Source organism: Mesorhizobium sp. BR1-1-13, assembly GCF_020165515.1.
Lineage (GTDB): Bacteria > Pseudomonadota > Alphaproteobacteria > Rhizobiales > Rhizobiaceae > Mesorhizobium.
This window is the reverse complement of record NZ_JAIUIH010000009.1, coordinates 181022-203386: the sequence shown is the minus strand read 5'-3', so window position 1 is coordinate 203386 and position 22365 is coordinate 181022. Positions and strand designations below refer to the sequence as shown.

The following is a 22365-nucleotide window of genomic DNA, read 5'->3' as shown; positions in this document are numbered from 1 at the left end:
GCGCTCGCGCATCGCCGCACGCGCGGCCCGTGGGGTCACTTTTCCGGGTTCTTCGGGCTCCACAGCACCGTCTCGGCACCCTTCTCGTAAGCCATCCCGTCGGGATAGCTGATCGCTTCCAGCTGCAAGCCCCAAGGCGCTTGGAAGTAAAGGATGGTCTGGCCGGCGGCGGGTCCTTCCTTGACCGGCAGCGGCCCCAACCTGGTCTTGACGCCCTTGGCCTCGAGATAGGCTTTCGCCGCCGCGACGTCGTCGACATAGAAGGCGATGTGAAAACCGCCAATGTCGCTGTTCTTCGGTGTCAGGTCCTTCTGGTCCGGCGCGGTGTATTTGAACAGCTCTATGTTCGAGCCATAGCCGCAGCGAACCATGGTGACCTGCTCGATGACAGCCTTCGGATCGACGCCGAGAAGATCCTGCATGAAGGTGCCCTTGTCGTCGGCGAACGGGCCGAACGACATCGCCTTCTTGCAGCCGACCACGTCGGTGAAGAAGTCGACCGCCTGCTTCATGTCGGGAACCGTGATGCCGGTGTGGTCGTGCCCGCGCATGCCGGGGATCGAGCTGGCTGCCGCCATACCGGTGCTGCCGAGGATGGCGACAGCCAGTGCTGCATTTCGAATTATTGTCTTCATGTCAGTTTCTCCTCCATTTGGCGGGGCTTTGTCATTGGCCGGTCGCACATCCGAGCCCGCTTTTCGGCGTGCGTATGCATTCATGTCGGAGCCTTGGCAGCGGAAGGAATATCCAGCCAGCCCTCGTCGATTTCGGGCAGTGGGATGGCCGCGATCAGGTCGCGCGTGTAGTTCTGTCGGGGTTTTTCGAAGAGAGCGTCCGTCGCGCTCGCTTCGACGATCCTGCCTTCGCGCATGACGATCACCTGCCGGCACAGCCGGCGGATGACCGACAGATCGTGGCTGATGAAGGCGACCGTCAGCCCCATCTCCGCCGCCAGTTTCTCCAGAAGGGTGAGGATCTGTGCCTGCGTCGAGACGTCGAGGCCGGAGACGATCTCGTCGGCCAGCACGAATTTCGGCGACAGCGCCAGCGCGCGCGCTATGCCGACGCGCTGGCGCTGGCCGCCCGACAGTTCGTGTCGGTAGCGGCCGGCGAAGCTCTGCGGCAGGCCGACGCGCTGCAATGCCTCGGCCACGCGGTCCCTCAGATTGTCGCCAAGCCCGTTCTGCTTCAGCGGCGCGGCGATGATGCTGGCAATGGTGCGGCGCGGATTGAGCGACGACATCGGGTCCTGGAAAATCATCTGCAGATCCCGGCGCAGCGGCCGCAACTTCGCCTCCGGCAGATGCGTGGTATCTATGCCGTCGAAGCTGATGCTGCCGGCGCTGGGCTCCAGCAACCGCACCAGGGCGCGGCCGAGCGTCGACTTGCCGGATCCGGATTCGCCGACAATGCCGGTCACCGATCCCCTGGGCAGGTCGAAGTCCAGGCCTTTTAGGATTTCCGCCAGCGGCGCGCGGCCGATCAGCGGCTTGCGGGTCATATCGGGCAGCGCGACTTTCAACCCGCGCACGGAAAACAGCGGCTCAGCCATGCGGGCGCTTCCAGACCTGATCGGCGGCGGCAATCTCGGCGGCAAGCCCGGCCAGCACTGCCTCGTCGACCGGCTTTAGCGAGGCGAGGGGATCGGTGTAGCGCGGCGTTGCCGCCATCAGTGCCCGCGTATAGGGATGCTGCGGTGCCGCGAAGAGAGCAGCCGTTTCGGCCTCTTCCATGACCTTGCCGGCATAGAGCACAGAGACCTTCTGACTGATCTTGGCGACGACGCCGAGGTCATGGGTGACGAACAGGATCGCCGTGCCGTGCTCGCGCTGCAACGCAGCGATCAGGCGCAGGATCTGCTTCTGCACGGTGACGTCGAGCGCCGTGGTCGGCTCGTCGGCGACGATCAGCCGTGGCTCGGCGGCGAAAGCGGCGGCGATCAGCACGCGCTGGCGCATGCCGCCGGAAAGCTCGTGCGGATAGCTTTTCAGCACCCGGTCGGGGTCGCGGATCTGCACCTCGTCCAGCAATTGCCGGATGCGGGTTTCGGCCCTCTCGCCGCCCCAGCCGAGGATGCGCACCAGCCGGTCGGTCATCTGCGGGCCGATGCGGCGCGACGGGTTGAGCGCGGTCAGCGGATCCTGCGGGATCAGTGCGGTGCGCGCGCCGATCAGCGTGCGCCGTGCCTTCGGGGTGAGCTTGCCGAGGTCCTCGCCCTCGAGCTGCATATCGCCCTCGACGACACGCACGCTCGACGGCAAGACGCCAAGCACCGCCTTGCCGATCATCGTCTTGCCGGCCCCGCTCTCGCCAACCAGCGCACGCACCTCGCCGGGCTGCACGGCAAGCGACACCGAGCGCAGCACGCGCTGGCCGTTCGGCAGAACGGCGCTCAACTCCTTGATATCGAGACAGGCGCTCATCGCAGCACCGGATCGAAACGCGTCTTCAGCGCTTCGCCGAACTGGCTGAACGACAGCACGGTCAGGATAAGCGTGATCAGCGGGAATACCAGCACCCACCAGGCCTGATGGATGGAAAGCCGGCCCTCGGCAATGATGCCGCCCCAGGTCGGGTCGTCGGTCGAGATCGACAGATTGACGAAGGACAGGATCGCCTCGACAATGACGGCAATGCCCATTTCCAGCGACAGCAGCGCCACGATCGAGGGCACGACATTGGGCAGTACTTCGCGCAGCATGATACCGACGCGGCCATGGCCGGCGATGCGGGCGTTCTCGACATAATCCATGCGCGACTGGCCCATCGCCTCGGCGCGGATGACCCGGCAGAAACGCGTCCAGTCGATGATCGCGATTGCCAGGATGACAGAGCTCAAACCCGTGCCGAGCACGGCAACCAAAAGGATGGCGAACAGCACCGGCGGGAATGCCATCCAGACATCGACGATGCGCGAGATGATGCGGTCGGCCCAGCCGCCGAAATAGCCGGCGATCAGCCCAAGGGTCGAGCCGACCAGGCATGCAGCGACGGCGGCGGCGAAGGCAACGATGAAGGCGATGCGCCCGCCGAAGATCAGGCGTGACAAGAGATCCCGGCCGAGGCTGTCGGTGCCCAGCCAATAGCCGGGCTCGGCGCCATCGAGCCAGAACGGCGGCAGCCGTTCCAGCATCAGATCCTGCGCCAACGGATCCTGCGGTGCGACCAGCGGCGCCAGGATCGCCACTAGCAGCGCCAGCAGCAGCCAGCCGCCGGCCAGCCAAAGCCTGGCGCTTGAGCCGTGTCTCGAGATGCGGCCGTCATCCATGGCGCAGCCTCGGATTGAGCAGCGCATACATCATGTCGACCGCGAGGTTGATCAGCACGAACAACAGAGCGAAGACCAGCACGATGCCCTGGATCAGCGGCAGGTCGCGGTTGATGACGGCGTCGATCGCCATGTTGCCGAGGCCCTCATAGGAAAACAGCCGCTCGACGATGACCGTGCCGCCGATCAGGAAGGTGAACTGCACGCCGACCAGCGTCAGCGTTGGCAGTGCGGCATTCTTCAGCGCCTCGCGCAGGATGACCTGCGTTTCCGAAAAACCCTTCACCCGCGCCAGCACGACATAGTCGAGGTCGAGCACTTCCTTCAGCGACTGTTTCAACAGCTGCGAGATGATCGCCGCCAACGGCAATGCCAACGCCACTGCCGGCATCAGCATGTGCTTCAGGAGATCCCACGTGAGATCGAGGCGCAGCCGAAGCAAGCTTTCGAACAGATAGAACTGGCTGACGAAGGGCAGGTCGAGCTGCGGCGAGACGCGCCCGGAAATGTCGAAGATCGGCACTAGCACGCCGAACAGCAGGATCAGCACCAGGCCCCAGAGGAAGTCGGGAATGGAAAGTGCCGCCCCGCTGGCGATGTCGATGCCGGCTTCGACCGCCGTGCCTCGTTCGCGGGCGCCGAGGATGGCCGTCGTCCCCCCGATCGCCACCGCCATGACAAGTGCGACGATGGCAAGCTCCAGCGTCGCCGGCAGCCGGTTGAAGACAAGCCCGAGCACGTCTTGCCGAAGCGAGATCGAGGTGCCGAAATCGCCTTTGACGACGCCGGACAGCCAGATGAAGAACTGCTCGATGATCGTCTTGTCGAGGCCGTAGAGCGCCCGCAGCCGGGCGATATCGGCATCGGTTGCGCCGGGCGGCAGCATCATGGCGATCGGATCGCCGGGAGCGATGCGGATCACGACAAAGACGACGACGGCCACGCCGAACAGCGTGATCAGCATCGTCAAAAGACGGATCAGGAATCGTTGCAGGAGCATGTAAATCTTTGCTGGAGCCCGGAGGCTCGTATGCCGATAGAGATGCGCGCCATCGCTGCGGACGGCGCGCGCGCAAGCCCAGGCCGATATCAGGCCGGCGTCATCAGGGCCGGCAGCAGCGCGCCGGACACGTGCTGGACGACGTTGACGCCCTTGGCGTGCACGATCGGCTGCGCATACTGCATCAGCGGCAGCACATAGGCCTGCTCGGCGATGTATTTGTCCACCGCCTTCCAGCCCGCGATGCGCTTGGCCTCGTCCTTCTCGCCCCACAGCGGGTTGATCATGTCGATCAGGTCCTGGCTGTCCCACACCGAGTGCGGGCTCGGCCCATACATGGCGAAACCGGTCGAGGTGGTCGGGTCGCCGATGGCATTGCCCCAATTGTAGAAGGCCGCCGGCGCCAGCTTGTCGGCGGCGCGCAGTTCGTAGTGCTTGGCGATCTCGTAGACCTCGATCGTGGCCTCGATGCCGACCTTGCGCCACATGCCGACGATCGCCTGGATCATCTCATAGTCCTTGGGCTTGAAGCCCTTGGTCGTCTGGATGGTGAATTTAACCGGCTTCTCCGGCGAGTAGCCGGACGCGGCCAGCAATTCCTTCGCCTTTTCCGGACTGTGCTCGACCTTGATCGACGGGTCGTAGGCCGCGTATTCGGGCGTTTCCAGCGTGGCGAGCGGCTGGCCGTAGCCGCGCAGCAGCCGCTTGACCAGAAGCTCCTTGTCGACCGCCATGACGGCTGCCTGGCGCACGTTCTTGTCCAGCATCGCCTCGATGTCGTTGAAGAAGATCATGCCGATGTCGGAAACATTCTTGATCGAGCCGGCAAGGCCGTCCTTGGCGATCAGGCGGTCATACTCCTCGTAGGGGATTTCGAGCGTCACCTGCGAGGAGCCGGATTCGATCTCGGCGACACGGCTCGCCGCGTCGGTGACGAATTTGATCGTCACGTTCTCGAATGCCGGCTTGCCGCCCCAGTATTTCGGATTGGCCTTGAGCCGCAGGAAGGCGTTGCGTTCGAACTTTTCGACCATGTAGGGGCCGGTGCCGATCGGAGCCTTTTCGAAGCCTTCGGCGCCGACCTTCTCGTAATAGGCCTTCGGCATGATGTAGCCGGTGAGGAACGACATCCACTTGAAATAGACCGGGTCGAACTGCACGACATCGCCCGTGATCTTGTTGCCGTCGATCTTGAAATTGTTGACGTTCTTCCACACGAACTGAATCGGGTTGCCGGTCTTTTCATCGCCCGCCCGCTGCAACGACCAGACCACGTCCTCGGGCGTGAACGGCGAGCCGTCATGCCAGGTTACGCCCTCGCGCACCGTCATCATGATTTTGGTGCGGTCGTCGTTCCAGCCCCATTCGGTGAGCAGGCCCGGCGCGAAGGACAGGTCCGGCTTCTGCGGGATGAACTGGTCGAACACCGACTGGTAAAGGCCCTGGATGGTTGGGTTGACCGCCGAAGGTCCGGTGGTCGGATCCCAGGACGGCAGGTTGACGTTGTAGGCAATGGTCAGTTCGCCGGCGGCCGCCCTGGCGATCTTCGGCAGGCCGATGGCTGTCGCCCCGAGTGCGGCGGCACCGTATCCGAGCAATTCGCGTCTGTTGATTGTCATGGTCGTTCCCCTTGTTGGTTTTTCTGTTTTCTGCGCACGGCTTCATCGTCTGATCAGTGGGTTCCCTGGGCGACCGCGCTTCGCCTCGCTTCACCCCAATGCGTTTCCGCTGCTACCTCCCGCCAAGCTGTTGCGCCAGCATGAAGCCCGAGGCGGCACCCGTGCCGGCGCCCGGCCATGTGCCGGCACCGGTGAGATGCAGATTGGCCACCGGCGTGTTCCAGCCGGCGTAGCCGCGTGCCGGGCGAAACAGGAAGTTCTGTGCCAAGTGGTGGCTGCCGCAAACCTGGTCGCCGCCGACGAGGTTCGGGTTCTCGCGCTCGAGGTCGATGGGCGAGAACACGGCCTGGCCAAGGATCTTGGCTCGCAGGCCGGGCGCGCAGGTTTCGATGATGTCGAGCACGCGCTCGGCATAGCGATCCTTGACCTGATCCCAATGCGCGGGCGCGATCTTGCCGGCGGCATCGCCGAGGATTTCTGCCGGCAGCATGCGCACCTGCACCCACAGCACATGCTTGCCTTGGGGCGCGCGCGACGGATCGACCGCAGTCGGTTGGCCGACGACCAGCACCGGCTCGTCCGGCAGCACGCCCGCCATCGCCTGCTGATAGGTGCGCGACATGGCGTCGAGCGACGGTGACAGATGCACATAGGCGAACTGCCGCAACTCGGCGCCGGCGCGCCAGTCCGGCAGGTCGTCCAGCGCCAGATGGATCATCATGGTGCCCGGCGCGTGGCGGAATTTCTGCATCGCCGTGTCGAAGCCGGCGTCGCCGGAACCGTTCGGCAAAAGCGTGCCGGCCAACGCCTTGGGTGCAACGCCGGCAATGACCGCCCTGGTGGCCGTGTGCGTCTCACCGGACGCGAGCCGCACACCCGTCGCCTTGCCGGCCGAAACCGTGATTTCGGCTACCTCGGCGTTGGTGAAGATCTTGCCGCCGGCCCCCGCGACCATGCCCGACAAGGCACGGATGATGGTGTCGGCGCCGCCCTTGCCCAGCACCATGCCGAAGCTCTGGTTGGCCATGGATTCCAGATAGGGGAACACGGCGCCGCCGGCGATGTCGGGCGCAAAGTCGAGATGCATGCCCCAGGTGGCGAGCGTCGCCCGCACATGGGGCGACTCGAAAGTCTCCTCCAGCCACGCGCGGGGCGAGGAAAGCAGCAGGCGCCCGGTGTCGAGCGCGCCGGCAAGGCCCTTCTTGCGCCAAAGGTTCCATGCCGTGCCGGCAAGGGCGCGGGCGCTCATCGGTGATCCCAGGAGGCGAAACAGATGCTCTGCTTCCGCCGGGAAGGCGGCGACCAGCTTGCGCCACGTGACGGCATCGGCGGCGGAGAAGGCAGCCATGCGCGCGGCCGTCTTTTCCAGATCGTTGCTGACGCCGAACCAGCGTCCGTCCGGGAAGGCGCTGGCGAAACAGTCGGCGACCGGCGCGAACTCCAAGCCGTGGGCGTTCAATTCATTTGCATATTTCCGATGGAAGGCCGAGCCGGCGAACAGGCTAAGATTCATCGCGCCGAAATCGTGCCGAAAACCCGGCAGCGTGAATTCGCGGGTCTGGACGGCGCCGCCTGTGGTTGCGCTGCGCTCGAAAACCCCGGTTTTCCAGCCTTTGAGTGCCAGATGCGCGGCGCAAGCCAGACTGTTGTGGCCCGCCCCGACAAAGATGGCGTCGAACTCGCTCACGCCCCGCACCCATTTCCTTTATGCTTAAAGATAATTGCAGATGCATATGTTTTCGTCTAGTAGGATATTAAGGGCCGAGACGAGCCTTCAGCACATCAGACAAGAGGGAACAGAGACCATGGACACGCAACAACTCCTCGGCGAAGTCGCCGGCCAGCTTCTTTCAGGCGCCATCAGGGTGGTCGACCTGTCGGCGCCGCTCGGTCCCGACACACCGCTGATCAAGCTGCCGCCGGAACTCGCCGTCGACACGCCGAAGGTCGAGATCCATAACATCTCCCGTTACGACAAGAATGGTCCCTGGTGGGCCTGGAACTGGCTGAAGCTCGGCGAACACTCGGGCACGCATTTCGACGCGCCGCAGCACTGGATCAGCGGCAAGGATTATCCGGATGGCGCCACCGACACCATTCCGGCGCAGAATTTCATCGGTCCGGTGAATGTCATCGACTGCTCCAAGGAGGCGGCCGCAGACCATGATTTCCTGCTCACCGTCGACCACATCAAGGCGTGGGAAGGCACGCATGGCGCCATCAAATCAGGCGAATGGGTGGTGATGCGCACCGACTGGTACAAGCGCAACGGCTCGGAAGCCGAGTTCCTCAACGCCAACGAGACCGGCCCGCACACGCCCGGCCCGACGGCGGAAGCAATCCAGTTCCTGATCAGCAAGGACATCAAGGGCTGGGGCTCGGAGACGATCGGCACCGATGCCGGCAAGGCCGGCGGCATGGAGCCGCCATTCCCGGCCCACACGCTGATGCACAAGGCCAACCGTTACGGCCTGGCCAGCCTGTGCAACCTCGACCAGTTGCCGCCGAAGGGCGCCATCCTGATCGCCGCGCCGCTCAAGATCGAGCACGGTACCGGCAGCCCGATCCGCGCACTGGCGCTGGTGCCGGGCAAATAGGGCGAAGTCGGTCTTCGGGAGAAGATCATGCGCGCCGAAGATGCGATAGGGAGGCAGACTGGCGGCGCTCGCGCCCGTAGAGGACTGACCTCCCAAGCTTATCCGCTGCCCACGGGGAACCGCCAATGAACGCCCCCGACCACATCATTGTCGGCAGCGGCATCAACGCGCTGGTCTGCGCGGCGATGCTGGGCGGCAAGGGCGCCAAGGTGCTGGTGCTGGAGCGCAACGACCGCATCGGCGGTTGCATGCGCACTGAGGAAATCACCGCGCCCGGCTTCATCCATGATGTGATGGCGACGACCTTCGTGCTGTTCATCACCTCGCCCGCCTTTGCATCGCTTGGCGCGGACCTTGCGCGGCACGGGCTGGAATTCTGCCATACCGCCACGCCGACTGGCGTGCTGCGTCCGGACGGCAGCCATGCCGTGCTCCGCACCGACCGGGCCGCCAACGTCGCGGCATTCAACGCGATCGCGGCAGGTGATGGCGACCGGCATGCGGACGATGTCGGCAGCGTCGAGCGCAATGCCGGTCTGCTGTTCGGCCTGCTCGGCGGCAGCCTTTGGTCCTATCCCACCGCAAAACTGCTCGCCGGCGATGCCTGGCGGCGGAGCCCGCGTGGTCTTGCCGCCTTCCTTGGCGAAGCGCTGGTGCCGGCGCGCGGCTGGCTGGAAAGCACCTACCGATCCGAAATCATCCGCGCGTTGTGGGCGCCCTGGGTGCTGCATGCCGGGCTTGGACCGGAAGATGCTTTCTCCGGCCAGATCGCCAAGGTCATCGCCTTCGCGCTCGAAGCCGCCGGCGCGCCGATCGTCAAGGGCGGCGCGAAGAACCTGCTGTCGGCCTTCGAGGCACTCATCACCGAGCGCGGCGGGGTCATCTCCACCGGAGCGGACGTTGCCGCCATCATCCAGACAGGAGGCCGCGCCACCGGCGTGCGGTTGGCCTCGGGCGAAACCGTCAATGCGAAGAAGAGCGTCATCTGCTCGGTCACGCCGACGCAGCTTTACGGCCGGCTGCTCGGCAACGACAGCCCCAGGAATGACATCGAGGCGACGCGAAAATTTCGCTACGGCAAAGGCAATTTCCAGATCCACTATGCACTCGACAAGCCGCCTTCATGGCGGGGCGAGGGGTTGGACAAGGTGGCGCTGCTGCATCTGACGCCTGGATTGGACGGTGTGTCGAAGGCCTGCAACGAGGCGGCGCGGGGCATGCTGCCCGAGGTGCCGACCATCTGTGTCGGCCAGCCGCACGCGCTCGATCCCTCGCGTTGCCCGCAAGGCAAAGCGATCCTGTGGCTGCAACTGCCCGAAGCGCCCCGTCACATCAAGGGTGATGCCGCCGGCAAGCTGCTGGCGCCGGCGGACGGGCAATGGACCGACGGCCTGCGCGAGGCCTATGCCGATCGCGCCGAAGCGATCCTTGCCAGCCATATCGATGGCTTCAAGGACAGCGTCATCGCGCGCCGCGCCTATTCGCCGGCCGATCTCGAAGCGATGAACATCAATCTGGTCGGCGGCGACCCCTATGGCGGTTCCTCGACCATCGACCAGTCCTTCCTGTGGCGGCCGTTCAAGACCAGCCGCAACCATCAGACCGGCATCAAGAACCTCTACCACATCGGCGCCTCGACCCATCCCGGCGCGGGCCTCGGCGGCGGCTCCGGCTTTCTCCTGGCCGGGAGGCTGTGATGGAGCAGAAAATCGCGGAAAAGCACCAGCGCATTTCGACCTTGGGTCAGATCGGCCTGCAGCAATTCGCGCCCTATCTGATGAACCGCATCATGGGCCGCTACAACGCCACCTTGCGCGACGATTTCCGCAAGCAGGGTCTGACCATTTCGCAGGTGCGGGCGCTTGCGGTGCTGTCGGTCACCGACGGCGTCACCGTCAACGACCTCTCGGTCTACACGGTGATCGAGCAGTCGACCTTGAGCCGCACGCTCGACACGCTTGAGGGGCAGGGGCTTGTGCGGCGCGAGCAGGGCGTTAGCGACAGTCGCATCCGCCATGTGTTCCTGACCGATGAAGGCCGTGCCGAGTTCACTCGCGCCTGGCCGGCCATGCATGACGCTTTCGAGGCCATGTTCGACGATGTCGACGATGCCGAATACGCCGCGCTGATCGCGACATTGCAGAAGATGCTGAAGAACATTCGCAAGCACGACATCTAGAGCTACGCGCCGCCGAAGCCGGGCGGCAACGGAAGGAGGCCAAAAATGGCCGAACGGTCTTTTGCCAAGGAAGTCGAAAAGCTGAGGCTCGGCGCCGGCGAGGAATTTGCCGGCGAAGGCATCCTCGCCATCACCAAGGCGCTGCTGCAATGCGGCGTCGGCTATGTCGGCGGCTACCAGGGTGCGCCGATCAGCCATCTGATGGACGTGTTGGCCGATGCGCAGGACATTCTGGGCGAGCTTGGCGTGCATTTCGAGGCGAGCGCCTCGGAGGCCACCGCCACCGCCATGCTGGCGGCCTCGGTGCATTATCCGATCCGCGGCGCGGCGACCTTCAAGTCGACGGTCGGCACCAACGTCGCCTCCGACGCGCTCGCCAACCTCGCCTCCGGCGGCGTCACCGGCGGCGCGCTGATCATCGTCGGCGAGGACTATGGCGAGGGCTCCTCGATCATGCAGGAACGCAGCCATGCCTTCGCCATGAAAAGCCAGGTCTGGCTGCTCGACCCGCGCCCGAACCTGCCCTCGATCGTCAAGGCGGTGGAGGACGGCTTCGAGCTGTCAGAGGCCTCCAACACGCCTGTCATGCTGCAGGTGCGCATTCGCTGCTGCCATGTCCACGGCCATTTCATCGCCAAGGACAACAAGCGGCCGCCGATGACGGTGGCCGATGCGCTGGAGGCGCCGCGCCGCGACACCGGCCGCATCGTGCTGCCGCCCGCTTCCTTCCTGCATGAGAAGGAGAAGGTCGCGAAGCGCTGGCCGGCGGCGGTGGATTTCATCAAGAGCCGCAAGATCAACGAGATCTTCGGTTCCGATCACGGGTCGGTCGGCATCGTCATGCAGGGCGGCATGTACAATTCCGTCATCCGCGCTTTGCAGCGGCTCGGCCTTGCCGACACCTATGGCGAGACCGACGTGCCGCTCTACGTGCTCAATGCCGTGTATCCGTTGATCGACGACGAATTCCTGTCGTTCTGTGAAGGCAAGCAGGCGGTGCTGGTCGTCGAGGAAGGCCAGCCCAACTATATCGAACAGGCCTTTGCCGCCATGCTGCACAAGGCCGGGCGTGGCACCCGCCTGGTCGGCAAGGAGCACCTGCCGATGGCCGGCGAATATACCGGCCAGGTCATGCTCGACGGCATCGGCGCCTTCCTGCGCGCCGAGGCGCCTCACCTCCTGCCCGGCGAAGTGCGGGCGCCCAACAAGGTCGGCGAGGGCGTCGACACGGCGGACCTGATCAATGTCGTTCCAGGGCGACCGCCCGGTTTCTGCATCGGCTGCCCGGAGCGGCCGATCTTTGCCGCGACAAAACTGGTCGAACAGGAACTCGGCAAGCACCACATCGCGTCCGACATCGGCTGCCACCTGTTCTCGATCATGCCGCCCTTCGAACTCGGCGCCACCACAATGGGCTATGGGCTCGGCCCGGCCTCGGCCTCGGCGTTCAATTCGCCCGACGCCAAGCGCCGCTCGATCTCTTTCGTCGGCGATGGCGGCTTCTGGCACAATGGCCTGACCTCCTCGATCGGCAATGCGGTGTTCAACAAGAACGACGGCGTCATCGTCATCGTCGACAATTTCTACTCGGCCGCGACGGGAGGGCAGGACATCCTGTCGTCACGCGCCGGCAACAAGACCAAGTCGACAAAGCATCCCATCACCGAGGCGGTGAAAGGCATGGGCGTCAAATGGCTGCGCCATGTCGACCGTACCTACGATGTCGGCAAGATGCAGGAGACTTTGCGCGAGGCGCTGACGACCGAGAAAAAGGGCCCGAAGGTCATCGTCGCCTCGTCGGAATGCATGCTCAACCGCCAGCGTCGCGAAAAGCCTCTGGTCGACAAGGCGATCAAGGGCGGGACGCGCGTCGTCAAGCCGAAGTTCGGCGTCGACGAGGACATCTGCACCGGCGACCATGCCTGCATGCGGCTGTCCGGCTGCCCGTCGCTGTCGGTGAAGTCGCTCGACGATCCGCTGCGCGACGATCCGGTGGCAAGCATCGACCAGAACTGCGTCGGCTGCGGCAATTGCGGCGAAGTCGCCGATGCGGCGGTGCTGTGCCCGTCCTTCTATCGCGCCGATGTCGTGCACAATCCGAGCCGCTGGGACCGCTTCCTCGAGAGCGCCCGGCGCACCGCTATCGGCCTTTTGCAGCGTCGCCGCGAAGGCCGCCGTCTGGTGTTCGCCGATGCTTGATCACAACGCCTCACTGCGCCCGAAGACAGGCGTCGCCGACGACGAACGCGTTATCAAACTTGCGGTGCTCGCCGTCGGCGGCCAGGGCGGCGGCGTGCTTGCCGACTGGATCACCGACGTCGCGGAGCGCAACGGTTACGTCGCACAATCGACCTCGGTGGCCGGCGTCGCCCAGCGCACCGGCGCCACGATCTACTATGTCGAGATGGCCCGTGACACCGGCCGCCTGCCGGTCTTCGCGCTGTCGCCCTCGCAAGGCGACGTCGACATATTGATCGCCGCCGAACTGATGGAAGCCGGCCGCGCCATCATCCGCGGTTTCGTCACCCCCGACCGCACGACGCTGATCACCTCCTCGCACCGCATCGCCGCCGTATCGGAAAAGATCGAGCCCGGCGACGGCAGGGCGTCGTCGTCGAAGGTGCACGCGACGGCTGAAGCCGCATCGAAGCGCTTCATCGCTTTCGACATGGAAAAGATCGCCGCCGACAGCGGCTCGATGATCTCGGCCAGTCTGCTTGGCGCGCTGGCCGGCTCCGACGCCCTGCCGTTCACGCGCGAAAGCTACCAGGAGGCGATCGGCGCCGGTGGCCGCGGCGTCAAGGCCAGCCTCGCCGCCTTCGCCGCCGCCTACGATCGCGCGCGCGGCACGGCATCATCCGCTGCGCCAAAACCGGCGGAAGCAGCTGTCGTCGGCTCCGCCCTGGCTGCTGGACAGGTGAGTGGCCCGCAAGACCTCCTGCGAGGCTGGCAGGCCCTGGCCGCCCGCATCGACGTAATGCCCGTGGCGGTGCGCGACATGGCGCTGCGCGGTCTGCGAAAGGTCGTGGACTATCAGGACATTGCCTATGGGCGTGAATATCTCGACCGCCTGGACAAAGCCGTCGTGCTGGACGGACCTGATCGAGCCTATGCCCTCTCGATCGCCGCCGCCAAGCATCTGGCGAACGCCCTATGCTACGACGACATGATCCGCGTCGCCGACCTGAAGACGCGCTCGACCCGCGACAGGCGCGTGCGCAAGGAGGTCGGCGTCAGGGATGGCTCGGTCCTGCAGGTGACCGAGTATTTCCATCCGCGCATCGAGGAGTTCTGCGGCACGCTGCCGGCGGGGCTGGGCAGCTACATCGAGAACCGGCCGAAGCTCGCCGCCTTCCTCGACCGTCGCATCAACCGGGGCCGGCGCATCCGTACCGACAGTTTTGCCGGCTTCACCGCTCTGTGGTTCATCGGCGGCCTGCGCCGCTGGCGCCGCCGCCTGCTGCGCCACAAGGTGGAAGCCGCGCATCTGGAGCGCTGGTACGCGCTGGCTCTGGGCCACGCGCGTGACGACTATGCGTTGGCCGTCGAGATCCTCAACTGCCGCCGGCTGATCAAGGGCTACAGCGACACCCATGTCCGCGCCCAGTCGAAATTCGACCGCGTGCTGTCGGCGCTCGACCTGCTCAAGGGGCGCGCCGACGCCGCCGACTGGATCAGGCGGTTGCGCGAGGCGGCGCTGAAGGACGAGAAGGGTGACATGCTCGACGGTGCCCTCAAGACGGTGGCGACGCTGGGGGCCGGGCCGACACATTGAGGCCGCGTCGCGCCGTCACTGTGTTTCGATTTGTGAATGAAGCGGCGCAGCTTGCGGGAAAAGATGCAGCAGTCCCGAATCGGCGCGGCGGCGCAGATGTGCATCCACCTCGGCCCGGTCAGCACAGCCATGGAACCTGCCGCCGCAATGATCGCGCAGCCGCACCAGATCGGACATGACGGGTGACATCGGCAGGCCGGCGGCATGGAGCCTTTGGCCGGGATAGCCACGTCAGCTCTCCTTGGTCAGGCCCAGCGCGGCGCATGAACCCGTTTTCGGCGCGAGGGCTCAGGTCGGATCGGTTACTGCGGTCGAGGGGGCCAGGCCGGTGAAGCGGCTGGCCCCGCGCACGCTTACCAGTGACGCCAGCGGTGCCAGACACGATGGGGGTGCCAGACGTGGAAGACGGGGCCGGGCCGGTAATAACGCGGATACACAACCACTCGATTGGGCACGCAGCGCCCCCAGTGGTTGGGATGCCAGCCGGGGCCGCAACCCCATGCCACATGCTCGATCAGCGCCGGGGCACTTGGCTGGGCCAGCATCGGCGTGGCGGACGCCGCCGCAACGGTTGCGGCCGTTCCGGTCAAGGCAAGCGCAGCGGCGGCCACGTATTGTGTCAGACGGTTCATGACGATACTCCAAATGGTCTCGAAGTTGAAAACCTGTTCGCACCAGGCGGTCCGGCAGGTGTGCCCTTCTTGCCTTAAACGGCGGCTTCGGCGCATTCCGTCGGTGGTTATGGCGATTTTTTTGGCGCCGGCGGCAGCCCGGCGCGTCTTGTCAGTCCCTCCGCCAGCACTGCGCGATCCTCTGCCGAACTTGCCGCGGCAAACTCGACGATGCGCTGCTCCAGCCGCATGCGCATCGTGACGTCGGCGTTGCGGGCCCGCTCGAGCGCGGCTGTCAGGGCTGCCGTGTCGAGGGTGGGCTGCCTCAGCAGGTCGGCGGCCTCGCGCCTGGCCTGCTGGCCGTCGAGGATGACCTGGTGGGATTCGCGCCGGACCTCATGCAACGCCTTGCGGAATATCCTGCGTTCCTGGTCCGGAAGCCGGCCTCCGGCCGCTTCCAGCGAATAGCCCTGGCCCGCCTTGCCACTTCTCAGCCAGACTGCGCCGCCGGCAAGGGCGCCGGCCAGGAAGACGTTGAGCGCCACGGACGCGATGAGGAGCTTGCGGCCCGTGCTCATAGGTTTTCCTCGATCGTGTCGTCGGGACCGGCATCGCCGAACGCCGTCGCATTGGCGTCCAGCACATACTGATCGGGCTGAACCTCAGGCGTGGCGACGATCACCAAAGCCGATCCGGCAACCGCGCCGGCCAGGCCGATACCGGCAAGTCCAAGCCCCAGCCACCACAAACGCTGGCGCCAGCGTTGGGCAAGATGCCGGTCGGCATCCCTCACTATGCCGACGTGCAGCGCCTTGCCGGGCGCTTCGACGCGATAGCGGTCGAGCAGGGCATCGAGCTTGCCGGCATCCCTCAGAATGGCCGCGCCCGCGTCGCTTGCGGCAAAGACCGCGCCCGCCGCGCGTTCGGCCTGTGGCCATCGCCGCAAGTCGCCGCCATACGCTGCCGCGAGCGCCGCAAAGCGTTCGGCATCCATCGTCGGTGCGTCCCTGGATCGGTCAGACATCGGTCTTTCCCTTGCCTGTTGGTCCCTTGCCCGCTGGCATCGCGTGCCCGCGCGCGGCGATCATCGGAGCCGGCCGCCAGGCGGTGTCGGCAAGGCGCGAACGCTGCGCCTTCATCGCGGCGCGGTTCTCATTCATGGACACCGTCCCTGGCCAGGATCGCCTGCAGCGCCCTGCGGCCGCGCGAAAGCAGGCTCTCCAGGGCATCGACGCTGATCTCCAGGGTCGTGGCCGCCTCGATGTTCGACATGTCCTGATAGTAGACCAGGATGATGGCTTCGCGCTGGCGCGGCGCAATGGCTTGCAAGGCCTGTTCGATCCGCTGCGTGTCTTCCCGCGGCTGGGCATCCGGAAGCGGCGCCGGGTCTATCACCTCCGGCAGATCGTCTGTCACCCATTCGCGGCGGCGGCGCAGCCGGTCGTAGCAGAGGTTCAGCGTCACCCGGTGGATCCAGCTGTCGAAGCGGGCATTGCCGCGCCGCCAGCCCGAGGCATGGCGCCAGATTCGGACGAAGGTCTCCTGCGCGACATCCTCGGCCTCCGCCGCGTCGCCCAGCATGCGCACGGCAAGCGCCAGGATACGCGGCAGTTTGCGTGCGACGAGCGTTTGCACGGCCGCCGGATCGCCGGCGCCGACACGGCGAACCAGCTCCTCGTCCGGATCCGCGCTCATCGGCTGGCGCACCGCTGATGGTCATCGCGTGCCATTCCCCCCGTTCATTGCTCCGGCTTGGGAGCGGTTTTATGGCCCGGCATTTCGTCGACGCTCAAAACGCCGTCGCCATTCTTGTCAAGCCTGGCAAAGCGCTTGGCGAAGAAGGCATCGAGTTCGGCGCGGTCGATGAAGCCGTCATGGTTCGAGTCCGCGCGCGCGAAGGACTGTGTCGGGTCGCCCTTGGTGCCGCGCTTTGCCTGGAACGCCTCCCATTCCAGCAGGCTGATCTTGCCGTCGCCATCCGTGTCGGCGGCCATGACCGCCTTCTCACGCCGCTTCTGGAACTTGGCCAGGGTGATGTCGGGCCTGGTCTTTGAGGTGGCTGGCGCGGCAGCGGGGGGCGGTGCAGAAGGTGGCGTCGCGGCCGGAGGCTGTGTCGCCGTCTGGGCGAACGCCGTGGCGGTCAGCAGGCTCAAGGCAGCGGCAAGGATCGAACGGCGTATCATGCTGGCGTCTCCGGTTGGCGCGCTGCCACGTTGTGCCGTGGCGACGCTTCTCCCGTTAAACGCAGCGGCGGGAAAAATCCGTCGGTGACTTTTGTGCCGGCAGGCGAATGCCGCAACAATGCGCCCGATAGGGCGCTGCTTGCGCCATATTCGAACCCTTCAGCCGAAGGGCAGGAACTGGAGCAATTCCAGGAAAAGTGTGTACGGTTTTCCCGGGAAAAGCGCGTAGCGCTTTCCCTTGGGAATTGCGCAAGAACAAAGAGATAGAGCGTTTCGGCGTTTCCGCGAAGCGGTGAACCGCTCTATGTCGATTGGTCCGCCATCACCAGCTGGTCCGGCTTGAAGCCGGCATGCTGCGGGGTCCACACATCGCCCTCGCGGTTGAACCAATGGCACATATATGTGCCGGAGGCGGCACCGTCGCTTATCGTCATCTTCGGGCCTCCGGACTTCAGCCTGACGACGTCGCCGGTCTTGAAACTGTTGGGCATTTTTGCCTCCCATGCTGACGCCGGGAGTTTCACATCAAACCTCGGTCTCGACAATGGCGGATGCGTTCGGCCAGCATTGCGATCCACAGTGCCAGGCGGCGTTGGGGCCGGGCCCGGTCGGGTTGTAGACCCGGCCGCATATGCAGCAATGTCTCTTGCCTTGGTTGTCGAAATTGGATGTTGAAATTTCCGTTCGGCTGGCCGAGATTGGCATCTGCCGAGTATTGAGTGCGGCTATCGCTTCTGCGATGCTGCCGATCTGGTGCCATGAGTTTCGAAAGGGGTCTTATCGCGCTGTGATCAGAAGCAGAAAACTATAGCAACCCGCATGCATTCTCATGACGAATACAGTAGAGTTGCGACATTGAGTGAAAGGGAATTGAAGCGTCTGGGGAAAAGCGAAGGGTCCCATCGGAGCGCCGGAGGAAATGATTCGTCGCGTCATGGTTGCTGCCTCTCCCAATGATCAGGCCGCTGATCAACGACGGCTGGCAGGGAGAGTACATGCCCGGGAAGCATTGAGAGGAGGCCAGTTTGGCGAAGGCCAAGGGGATCGCTCTGGAGATTGCAGAGCATAGCGCAGCGAATCCCGATGCACGGAAGCCGCTGCGCAAGCGCTTGTTCGATCACCCGCTTCTCGTGGTTAAGCGGAAACTGTTATATCGCCTGCTGCACCCCCAGGCGCCACGGCACCCTGTGCCGCTTACAAAGCCGGTCCTCGTCGTAGGCTCCGCGCCTGTCTCAAACCCGCCGGTGGGTTTTCAGCGCGATGCTTTCACACTCTTTACCGTGAATGGCTCGCAGACCGTCACGGCCCGCTGGGAGATGGGGACCCCTGACGCGACATTTCTTTACGTCAACCAGCTTGACGCGACCAAGCCCAACGCTTTGGCCGTGCGCTCCGTCTTGACCGGCCAGGAAACCGATCTGCTCTGGATTGTGCGCGCACACCGCACGATGGAGGAATTGCGCTGCAACATCGCGGCTTTCAACTACCGCTGCCGCGACCTGCGCACGATGACCCGTCACCAGCGCATGGCGCTCTACGAAGCAGTGATGGGTGTGCCCAATTTCGAGATGCATCTGGAGGAGAAGTTCTCGACCGGGATCACGGCGGTCCTCTACGCCTTGCATAACGGCGCGCCGGCCGTGATCATCACGGGTATTGACCCGGGTTCGCACGGCCATGTGTACAACAAACTGAACATCGACCGGATGCACATCAGTTCCGACCGTGCCACCCTGCTGGCGCTGTTGGCGCTCGGTTTCCCCCTTTATACGAGCGATCCGCACGTGGCGGACTCGCTCGGTCTGCCACTCTGGACAGGCCAGGTCGGGAGATGTGAGGTCCAATAACCGGCTCGCCGCCATCATGATCGAGCTGCGCCGTCTCGAGCAAACCTGGTTACATCTTTCGTCTCCAGCGAGACCTTCGGGCGATAATGCCGGTCGCTCGGGAAACGTATGGTTGAAACGCTCCTGCCAACGCCAGACACACGGTATTGGCAAATGTACTCGGGTCTTCCGCTTGCAGTGCTGCCATGCTAGCTTCGGGTAAATTCACGCCAGAATCGCCACATGATACCAATCTACATTGGCTATGATCCGCGCGAATCGCGAGTTCTAGACGTAGCGCGATGGAGCGCCTACCGGCGGACAAGCACGCCGTTGCAGATACAGCCGCTCGTGCTCAAGGACCTTGTCGCCCAAGGAATCATGACGCGACCGATGGAAGTACGGGACGGTAAGCTCTGGTGCCCGATTTCCGAGGCGCCGATGGCGACCGAGTTTGCCATATCGCGCTTTGCCGTTCCGTTCATGAGGCAGAGCGGCTGGGCCATGTTCTGCGATTGCGACGTCCTGTTCCTGAAGGATCCGGTCAAGCTGCTCGATCTACTCGATCCCTCCTACGCGATCATGGCGGTCAAGCACCAGCAACGCGAGTCCGAAGCGGTCAAGATGGATGGGCAAACCCAGACGTTCTATCGCCGCAAAAACTGGTCGTCGGTGGTTTTGTGGAATCTGGATCATCCCGCCAACAAGCGGCTGACCAACGAGATGCTCAATACGTGGCCCGGACGTGACCTCCACGCCTTCAAATGGCTTGAGGACCACGAGATCGGCGAATTGCCGCTGGCATGGAACTACCTCGTCGGGGCTTCGGCTTCCGAACTCGACCCCGCCGATGTCTCGCTGGCGCACTACACGCTCGGCGGCCCTTGGTTCGCGGGCTGGTCCGGGACCACGCAATGGGACGAATTGTGGAGCCGGGAAGAGAGCATCCTGCGCGCGTTTGAGGAACAGGCGGTTCAGATCCCCGGATGAAAACTCCGCTTTCGGATCTCTTGCCAGCCTTCTCAAAGCCAATTCTTCGCCTGCCCAGGACCACGGGTCCCGCCTTGGTGATGGGATCGGCGCCGAATTTTCGCCTCCCGCAGGGACATGACGCCGATTGGGCACTTGTGACCGTCAATGCTTCCCAGCTTTTGGCGGAAACCGTCGGCCTCCCCGTTCCCGATATCGCCGTGATCCGCCGCGGCATTTTCGTCGATGCCAGCGAGCAGGATTTCTACAAGCGTGATCTGTTGAGAGGACGGCAGGCAAAGCATCTGATCATCCCAGTTTGGCCTGGCGTGGAGGACAAGCTGAAAGCCGGTTGTCGCACCTTCGACTATCGTTATGAAACCTTGCAGGCGCTTACCAAATGGCAGCTTGCCAACGTCGTCTGGCAGCTTAGCGGCAAGTATCATATGTTCCGCGGCTGGCACCGGAAAATCTCCACCGGAGCCTTCGCGATCATACTGGCGCGTTTCGCCGGTTTCGCCCCTGTGGTGGTCAGCGGGTTTTCCCTGTCCCAGGCCGGGCATGGATACGACACCCGAAATGCCTTTCGATACCACGCCGACGAAGATGCGGCCCTGCTTCGACGGGTGGTGAGAAGAGGCGAACCGATCTACGCGGAGGACAAAGACTTCGCTGCCGAAACTGGATTGCCCTTGTGGCAGGGACAGATGCCATGACGGCGACAGCGGACGGGGAAGTGGTGCCGCTTGCGTGACTCGAACACGCGACCCCATCATTACGAATGATGTGCTCTACCAACTGAGCTAAAGCGGCCCGGGAAGCGCTAGGCCTCCAAGATGGGCTGGGTGATAGACTCAACCGACGGCGAATTCAAGATGGGCGATTGCGAATTCAGGATGCGGCCCCGGCAATTCGTGTTGCGCGTCGTTCCGCCCGACACATCGCCGACAAAGCCCACTGCCACGCCCTTTACCGATCGGCCGGGACATGGCCCTGCCCGTGCCTATGTGCCGGCAAAGATCGATGAAGCATGTTGATTTCGTTGCCGGAATACCGCCAAGATGGACTTTGGACACTCCAACGAGGCAGAATGCGGACGCTCGCCCGTTGATTGATTGGTCGGCTGCGGCTAACGATCATGGCGAGGTTTGGGCAACGCACAGAGGGATCTCGCTTGGACGCAATCGAAAAAGCGATCCGGAACGCCCTCGAAAGAGGCAATGCCGAGGACCGCGCGTACCGCGAGAAGGTCTATCGCTCGGCTTTCGCCGCGCTCGACCGTGCGCTCCAGGCCAATCCCGGCGTGACGGTGGAACTCGCCATCAAGCGCCGCAAGGCGATACAGGCCAAGATCACCGAAATCGAATCCGAATTCCTGCCGGCGGTGCCGGATGTCGCTCCCCAGGCTGAGTCCGATGCACCGGCGGTCGAGCTTCCGGCGAGCCCGGTCGCACCCGCCGTAACCGGCGAGAGCGCCGCACCTCCCGCAGTTTCCCTCGACGAACCTGCACAGCCGGCTGCCGATGCGCCGCGCTCGCGCGTCTTGCCGGTCGTTCCAGACATCATGCCCGATGCGACCCTTCCCGGCGTGCCGTCCATCGATATGTCGGCTCCTGCTTCGTCCGAAGCCACGGCTGAAGTGGCGCCCGATCGCGACGAGAGGCGCATCAGGGGCCGGCGCCTGCCACTGACCGCCATCTTCCTAACCGTGACGCTGCTCGCCGCGGTCGGCATCGGCCTGTTTTTCGCCATGCAGACCGGCGTGTTCAAGACCCAGGCCCAGCTCGACACCGCGCCGCCCGAAGCGCCCCCGACCGTCGAGGACGACGATTTCACGCCGGCGGATGGCGAGACCGGGCCGGAAAAGCCTGGCGCTGCCGATCAGGCGCGCAACTGGATCAACGTGTTTTCGCCCACCGACCCGGCGCATGTCAGCGCTCCGTCGGATGCCAAGGCGGAAGCGATGAAGGACGATTCCGGGCCATTCCTGCGCATCCAGTCCGGCGCCTCCGGTTCGGCGATCAGCTTCGATGTCGGCCAAGGCGTGCTGGAGAAGCTCGCCGGCAAGCATGCCGTGTTCGATATCGTCGCCCGCGCCGAGGACGGCAAGGACACGCAGATCTCCATCGACTGCAATTTCGGCGAGCTCGGTGATTGCGGCCGCAAACGCTATGCGGTCGGCCAGCAGCGCAACGAATATCTGTTCGACGTGAAATTCCCCGACAAGCGGCCCGGCTCGGCCGGAACGATCGCCATCAACTCCGATTTCGACAAGCAGGGCAAGGCGGTCAACATCTACGAGATCCGCGTCTCCATCGAGCCTTGAGCGCCGGCACCG

General features: G+C 64.4%; 24 protein-coding genes and 1 tRNA gene. 9 read left to right on the top strand and 16 right to left on the bottom strand.

The genetic code is table 11. The features are described 5' to 3' along the window. Positions 1–35: 35 nt before the first annotated feature. The 7 genes from LB533_RS21285 to LB533_RS21255 all read right to left on the bottom strand — a co-directional run bounded on the left by LB533_RS21285 (position 36) and on the right by LB533_RS21255 (position 7574). Positions 36–635, bottom strand: coding sequence for a VOC family protein (locus tag LB533_RS21285; RefSeq protein ID WP_224678181.1), 600 nt, complete (start codon positions 633–635; stop codon positions 36–38). A gap of 80 nt (positions 636–715) precedes the next feature. After that, positions 716–1552 carry an ATP-binding cassette domain-containing protein gene (locus tag LB533_RS21280; protein ID WP_224678180.1) on the bottom strand — a complete coding sequence of 279 codons (837 nt, stop codon included), beginning with the start codon at positions 1550–1552 and terminating at the stop codon, positions 716–718. Then, positions 1545–2423: an ABC transporter ATP-binding protein gene (locus LB533_RS21275; protein WP_224678179.1), complete on the bottom strand. Its 879-nt coding sequence runs from the start codon at positions 2421–2423 to the stop codon at positions 1545–1547. Before LB533_RS21275 ends, LB533_RS21280 begins: the two co-directional genes overlap by 8 nt. Then, the gene (locus LB533_RS21270) at positions 2420–3268 is read right to left on the bottom strand and encodes an ABC transporter permease (RefSeq protein WP_140640029.1); all 849 of its coding nucleotides are present in this window, start codon (positions 3266–3268) and stop codon (positions 2420–2422) included. Before LB533_RS21270 ends, LB533_RS21275 begins: the two co-directional genes overlap by 4 nt. Then, the gene (locus tag LB533_RS21265) at positions 3261–4268 is read right to left on the bottom strand and encodes an ABC transporter permease (protein ID WP_140640027.1); all 1008 of its coding nucleotides are present in this window, start codon (positions 4266–4268) and stop codon (positions 3261–3263) included. The genes LB533_RS21270 and LB533_RS21265 overlap by 8 nt, the downstream gene beginning before the upstream one ends. Positions 4269–4357: 89 nt before the next feature. After that, on the bottom strand, positions 4358–5887 hold the full coding sequence (locus LB533_RS21260) for an ABC transporter substrate-binding protein (RefSeq protein WP_224678178.1): 1530 nt from the start codon (positions 5885–5887) through the stop codon (positions 4358–4360). Positions 5888–5999: 112 nt separating this feature from the next. Further along, positions 6000–7574 (bottom strand): phytoene desaturase family protein, encoded by a 1575-nt coding sequence (locus tag LB533_RS21255; RefSeq protein ID WP_224678177.1) that lies wholly within the window; start codon positions 7572–7574, stop codon positions 6000–6002. A gap of 118 nt (positions 7575–7692) precedes the next feature. Here LB533_RS21255 and LB533_RS21250 point away from each other — a divergent pair, with 118 nt between their 5' ends. The 5 genes from LB533_RS21250 (at position 7693) to LB533_RS21230 (ending at position 14438) form a co-directional block, all read left to right on the top strand. Continuing rightward, the gene (locus LB533_RS21250; protein ID WP_224678176.1) at positions 7693–8484 is read left to right on the top strand and encodes a cyclase family protein; all 792 of its coding nucleotides are present in this window, start codon (positions 7693–7695) and stop codon (positions 8482–8484) included. Between the two features lie 125 nt (positions 8485–8609). Continuing rightward, positions 8610–10181: a phytoene desaturase family protein gene (locus LB533_RS21245; protein ID WP_224678175.1), complete on the top strand. Its 1572-nt coding sequence runs from the start codon at positions 8610–8612 to the stop codon at positions 10179–10181. Continuing rightward, a complete protein-coding gene (locus LB533_RS21240) occupies positions 10181–10663 on the top strand; it encodes a MarR family winged helix-turn-helix transcriptional regulator (RefSeq protein ID WP_224678174.1) in 483 nt (160 codons plus the stop codon). Before LB533_RS21245 ends, LB533_RS21240 begins: the two co-directional genes overlap by 1 nt. A gap of 45 nt (positions 10664–10708) precedes the next feature. Next, entirely contained in the window at positions 10709–12862 is a 2154-nt protein-coding gene (locus LB533_RS21235) for an indolepyruvate ferredoxin oxidoreductase subunit alpha (RefSeq protein WP_224678173.1), read from the top strand. Then, positions 12855–14438 carry an indolepyruvate oxidoreductase subunit beta family protein gene (locus tag LB533_RS21230; RefSeq protein WP_224678172.1) on the top strand — a complete coding sequence of 528 codons (1584 nt, stop codon included), beginning with the start codon at positions 12855–12857 and terminating at the stop codon, positions 14436–14438. The genes LB533_RS21235 and LB533_RS21230 overlap by 8 nt, the downstream gene beginning before the upstream one ends. 15 nt (positions 14439–14453) lie before the next feature. Here the strand turns inward: LB533_RS21230 and LB533_RS21225 are convergent, their stop codons facing one another. The 8 genes from LB533_RS21225 to LB533_RS21190 all read right to left on the bottom strand — a co-directional run bounded on the left by LB533_RS21225 (position 14454) and on the right by LB533_RS21190 (position 17723). Next, positions 14454–14615, bottom strand: coding sequence for a hypothetical protein (locus LB533_RS21225; RefSeq protein ID WP_224556971.1), 162 nt, complete (start codon positions 14613–14615; stop codon positions 14454–14456). Positions 14616–14791: 176 nt separating this feature from the next. Next, complete coding sequence (locus LB533_RS21220) at positions 14792–15070, bottom strand: GCG_CRPN prefix-to-repeats domain-containing protein (protein ID WP_224678171.1); 279 nt, start codon at positions 15068–15070, stop codon at positions 14792–14794. A 107-nt stretch (positions 15071–15177) separates the two neighbouring features. Then, positions 15178–15627, bottom strand: coding sequence for a periplasmic heavy metal sensor (locus LB533_RS21215; protein ID WP_224678170.1), 450 nt, complete (start codon positions 15625–15627; stop codon positions 15178–15180). Then, a complete protein-coding gene (locus LB533_RS21210; RefSeq protein ID WP_224678169.1) occupies positions 15624–16073 on the bottom strand; it encodes a hypothetical protein in 450 nt (149 codons plus the stop codon). The genes LB533_RS21215 and LB533_RS21210 overlap by 4 nt, the downstream gene beginning before the upstream one ends. After that, positions 16066–16209, bottom strand: coding sequence for a hypothetical protein (locus LB533_RS21205; protein WP_224678168.1), 144 nt, complete (start codon positions 16207–16209; stop codon positions 16066–16068). Before LB533_RS21205 ends, LB533_RS21210 begins: the two co-directional genes overlap by 8 nt. Beyond that, entirely contained in the window at positions 16202–16744 is a 543-nt protein-coding gene (locus LB533_RS21200) for an RNA polymerase sigma factor (protein ID WP_224678167.1), read from the bottom strand. The genes LB533_RS21205 and LB533_RS21200 overlap by 8 nt, the downstream gene beginning before the upstream one ends. A 44-nt stretch (positions 16745–16788) precedes the next feature. Further along, the gene (locus LB533_RS21195; protein ID WP_224678166.1) at positions 16789–17232 is read right to left on the bottom strand and encodes an EF-hand domain-containing protein; all 444 of its coding nucleotides are present in this window, start codon (positions 17230–17232) and stop codon (positions 16789–16791) included. Positions 17233–17534: 302 nt separating this feature from the next. Continuing rightward, complete coding sequence (locus LB533_RS21190; protein ID WP_224678165.1) at positions 17535–17723, bottom strand: YodC family protein; 189 nt, start codon at positions 17721–17723, stop codon at positions 17535–17537. A gap of 534 nt (positions 17724–18257) precedes the next feature. Between LB533_RS21190 and LB533_RS21185 the strand changes: the two genes are divergently transcribed. The 3 genes from LB533_RS21185 (at position 18258) to LB533_RS21175 (ending at position 20743) form a co-directional block, all read left to right on the top strand. Beyond that, entirely contained in the window at positions 18258–19079 is an 822-nt protein-coding gene (locus LB533_RS21185; RefSeq protein ID WP_224678164.1) for a membrane-anchored protein, read from the top strand. Positions 19080–19301: 222 nt separating this feature from the next. Further along, positions 19302–20048 (top strand): hypothetical protein, encoded by a 747-nt coding sequence (locus tag LB533_RS21180; RefSeq protein ID WP_140640005.1) that lies wholly within the window; start codon positions 19302–19304, stop codon positions 20046–20048. Continuing rightward, entirely contained in the window at positions 20045–20743 is a 699-nt protein-coding gene (locus LB533_RS21175) for a hypothetical protein (protein ID WP_224678163.1), read from the top strand. The genes LB533_RS21180 and LB533_RS21175 overlap by 4 nt, the downstream gene beginning before the upstream one ends. 21 nt (positions 20744–20764) lie before the next feature. On the opposite strand, the gene LB533_RS21170 is transcribed toward LB533_RS21175, so the two are convergent. Beyond that, positions 20765–20840, bottom strand: a tRNA-Thr gene (locus LB533_RS21170). A gap of 361 nt (positions 20841–21201) precedes the next feature. Here LB533_RS21170 and LB533_RS21165 point away from each other — a divergent pair. Further along, a complete protein-coding gene (locus LB533_RS21165) occupies positions 21202–22353 on the top strand; it encodes a hypothetical protein (RefSeq protein ID WP_224678162.1) in 1152 nt (383 codons plus the stop codon). The last annotated feature ends 12 nt before the right edge of the window (positions 22354–22365 follow it).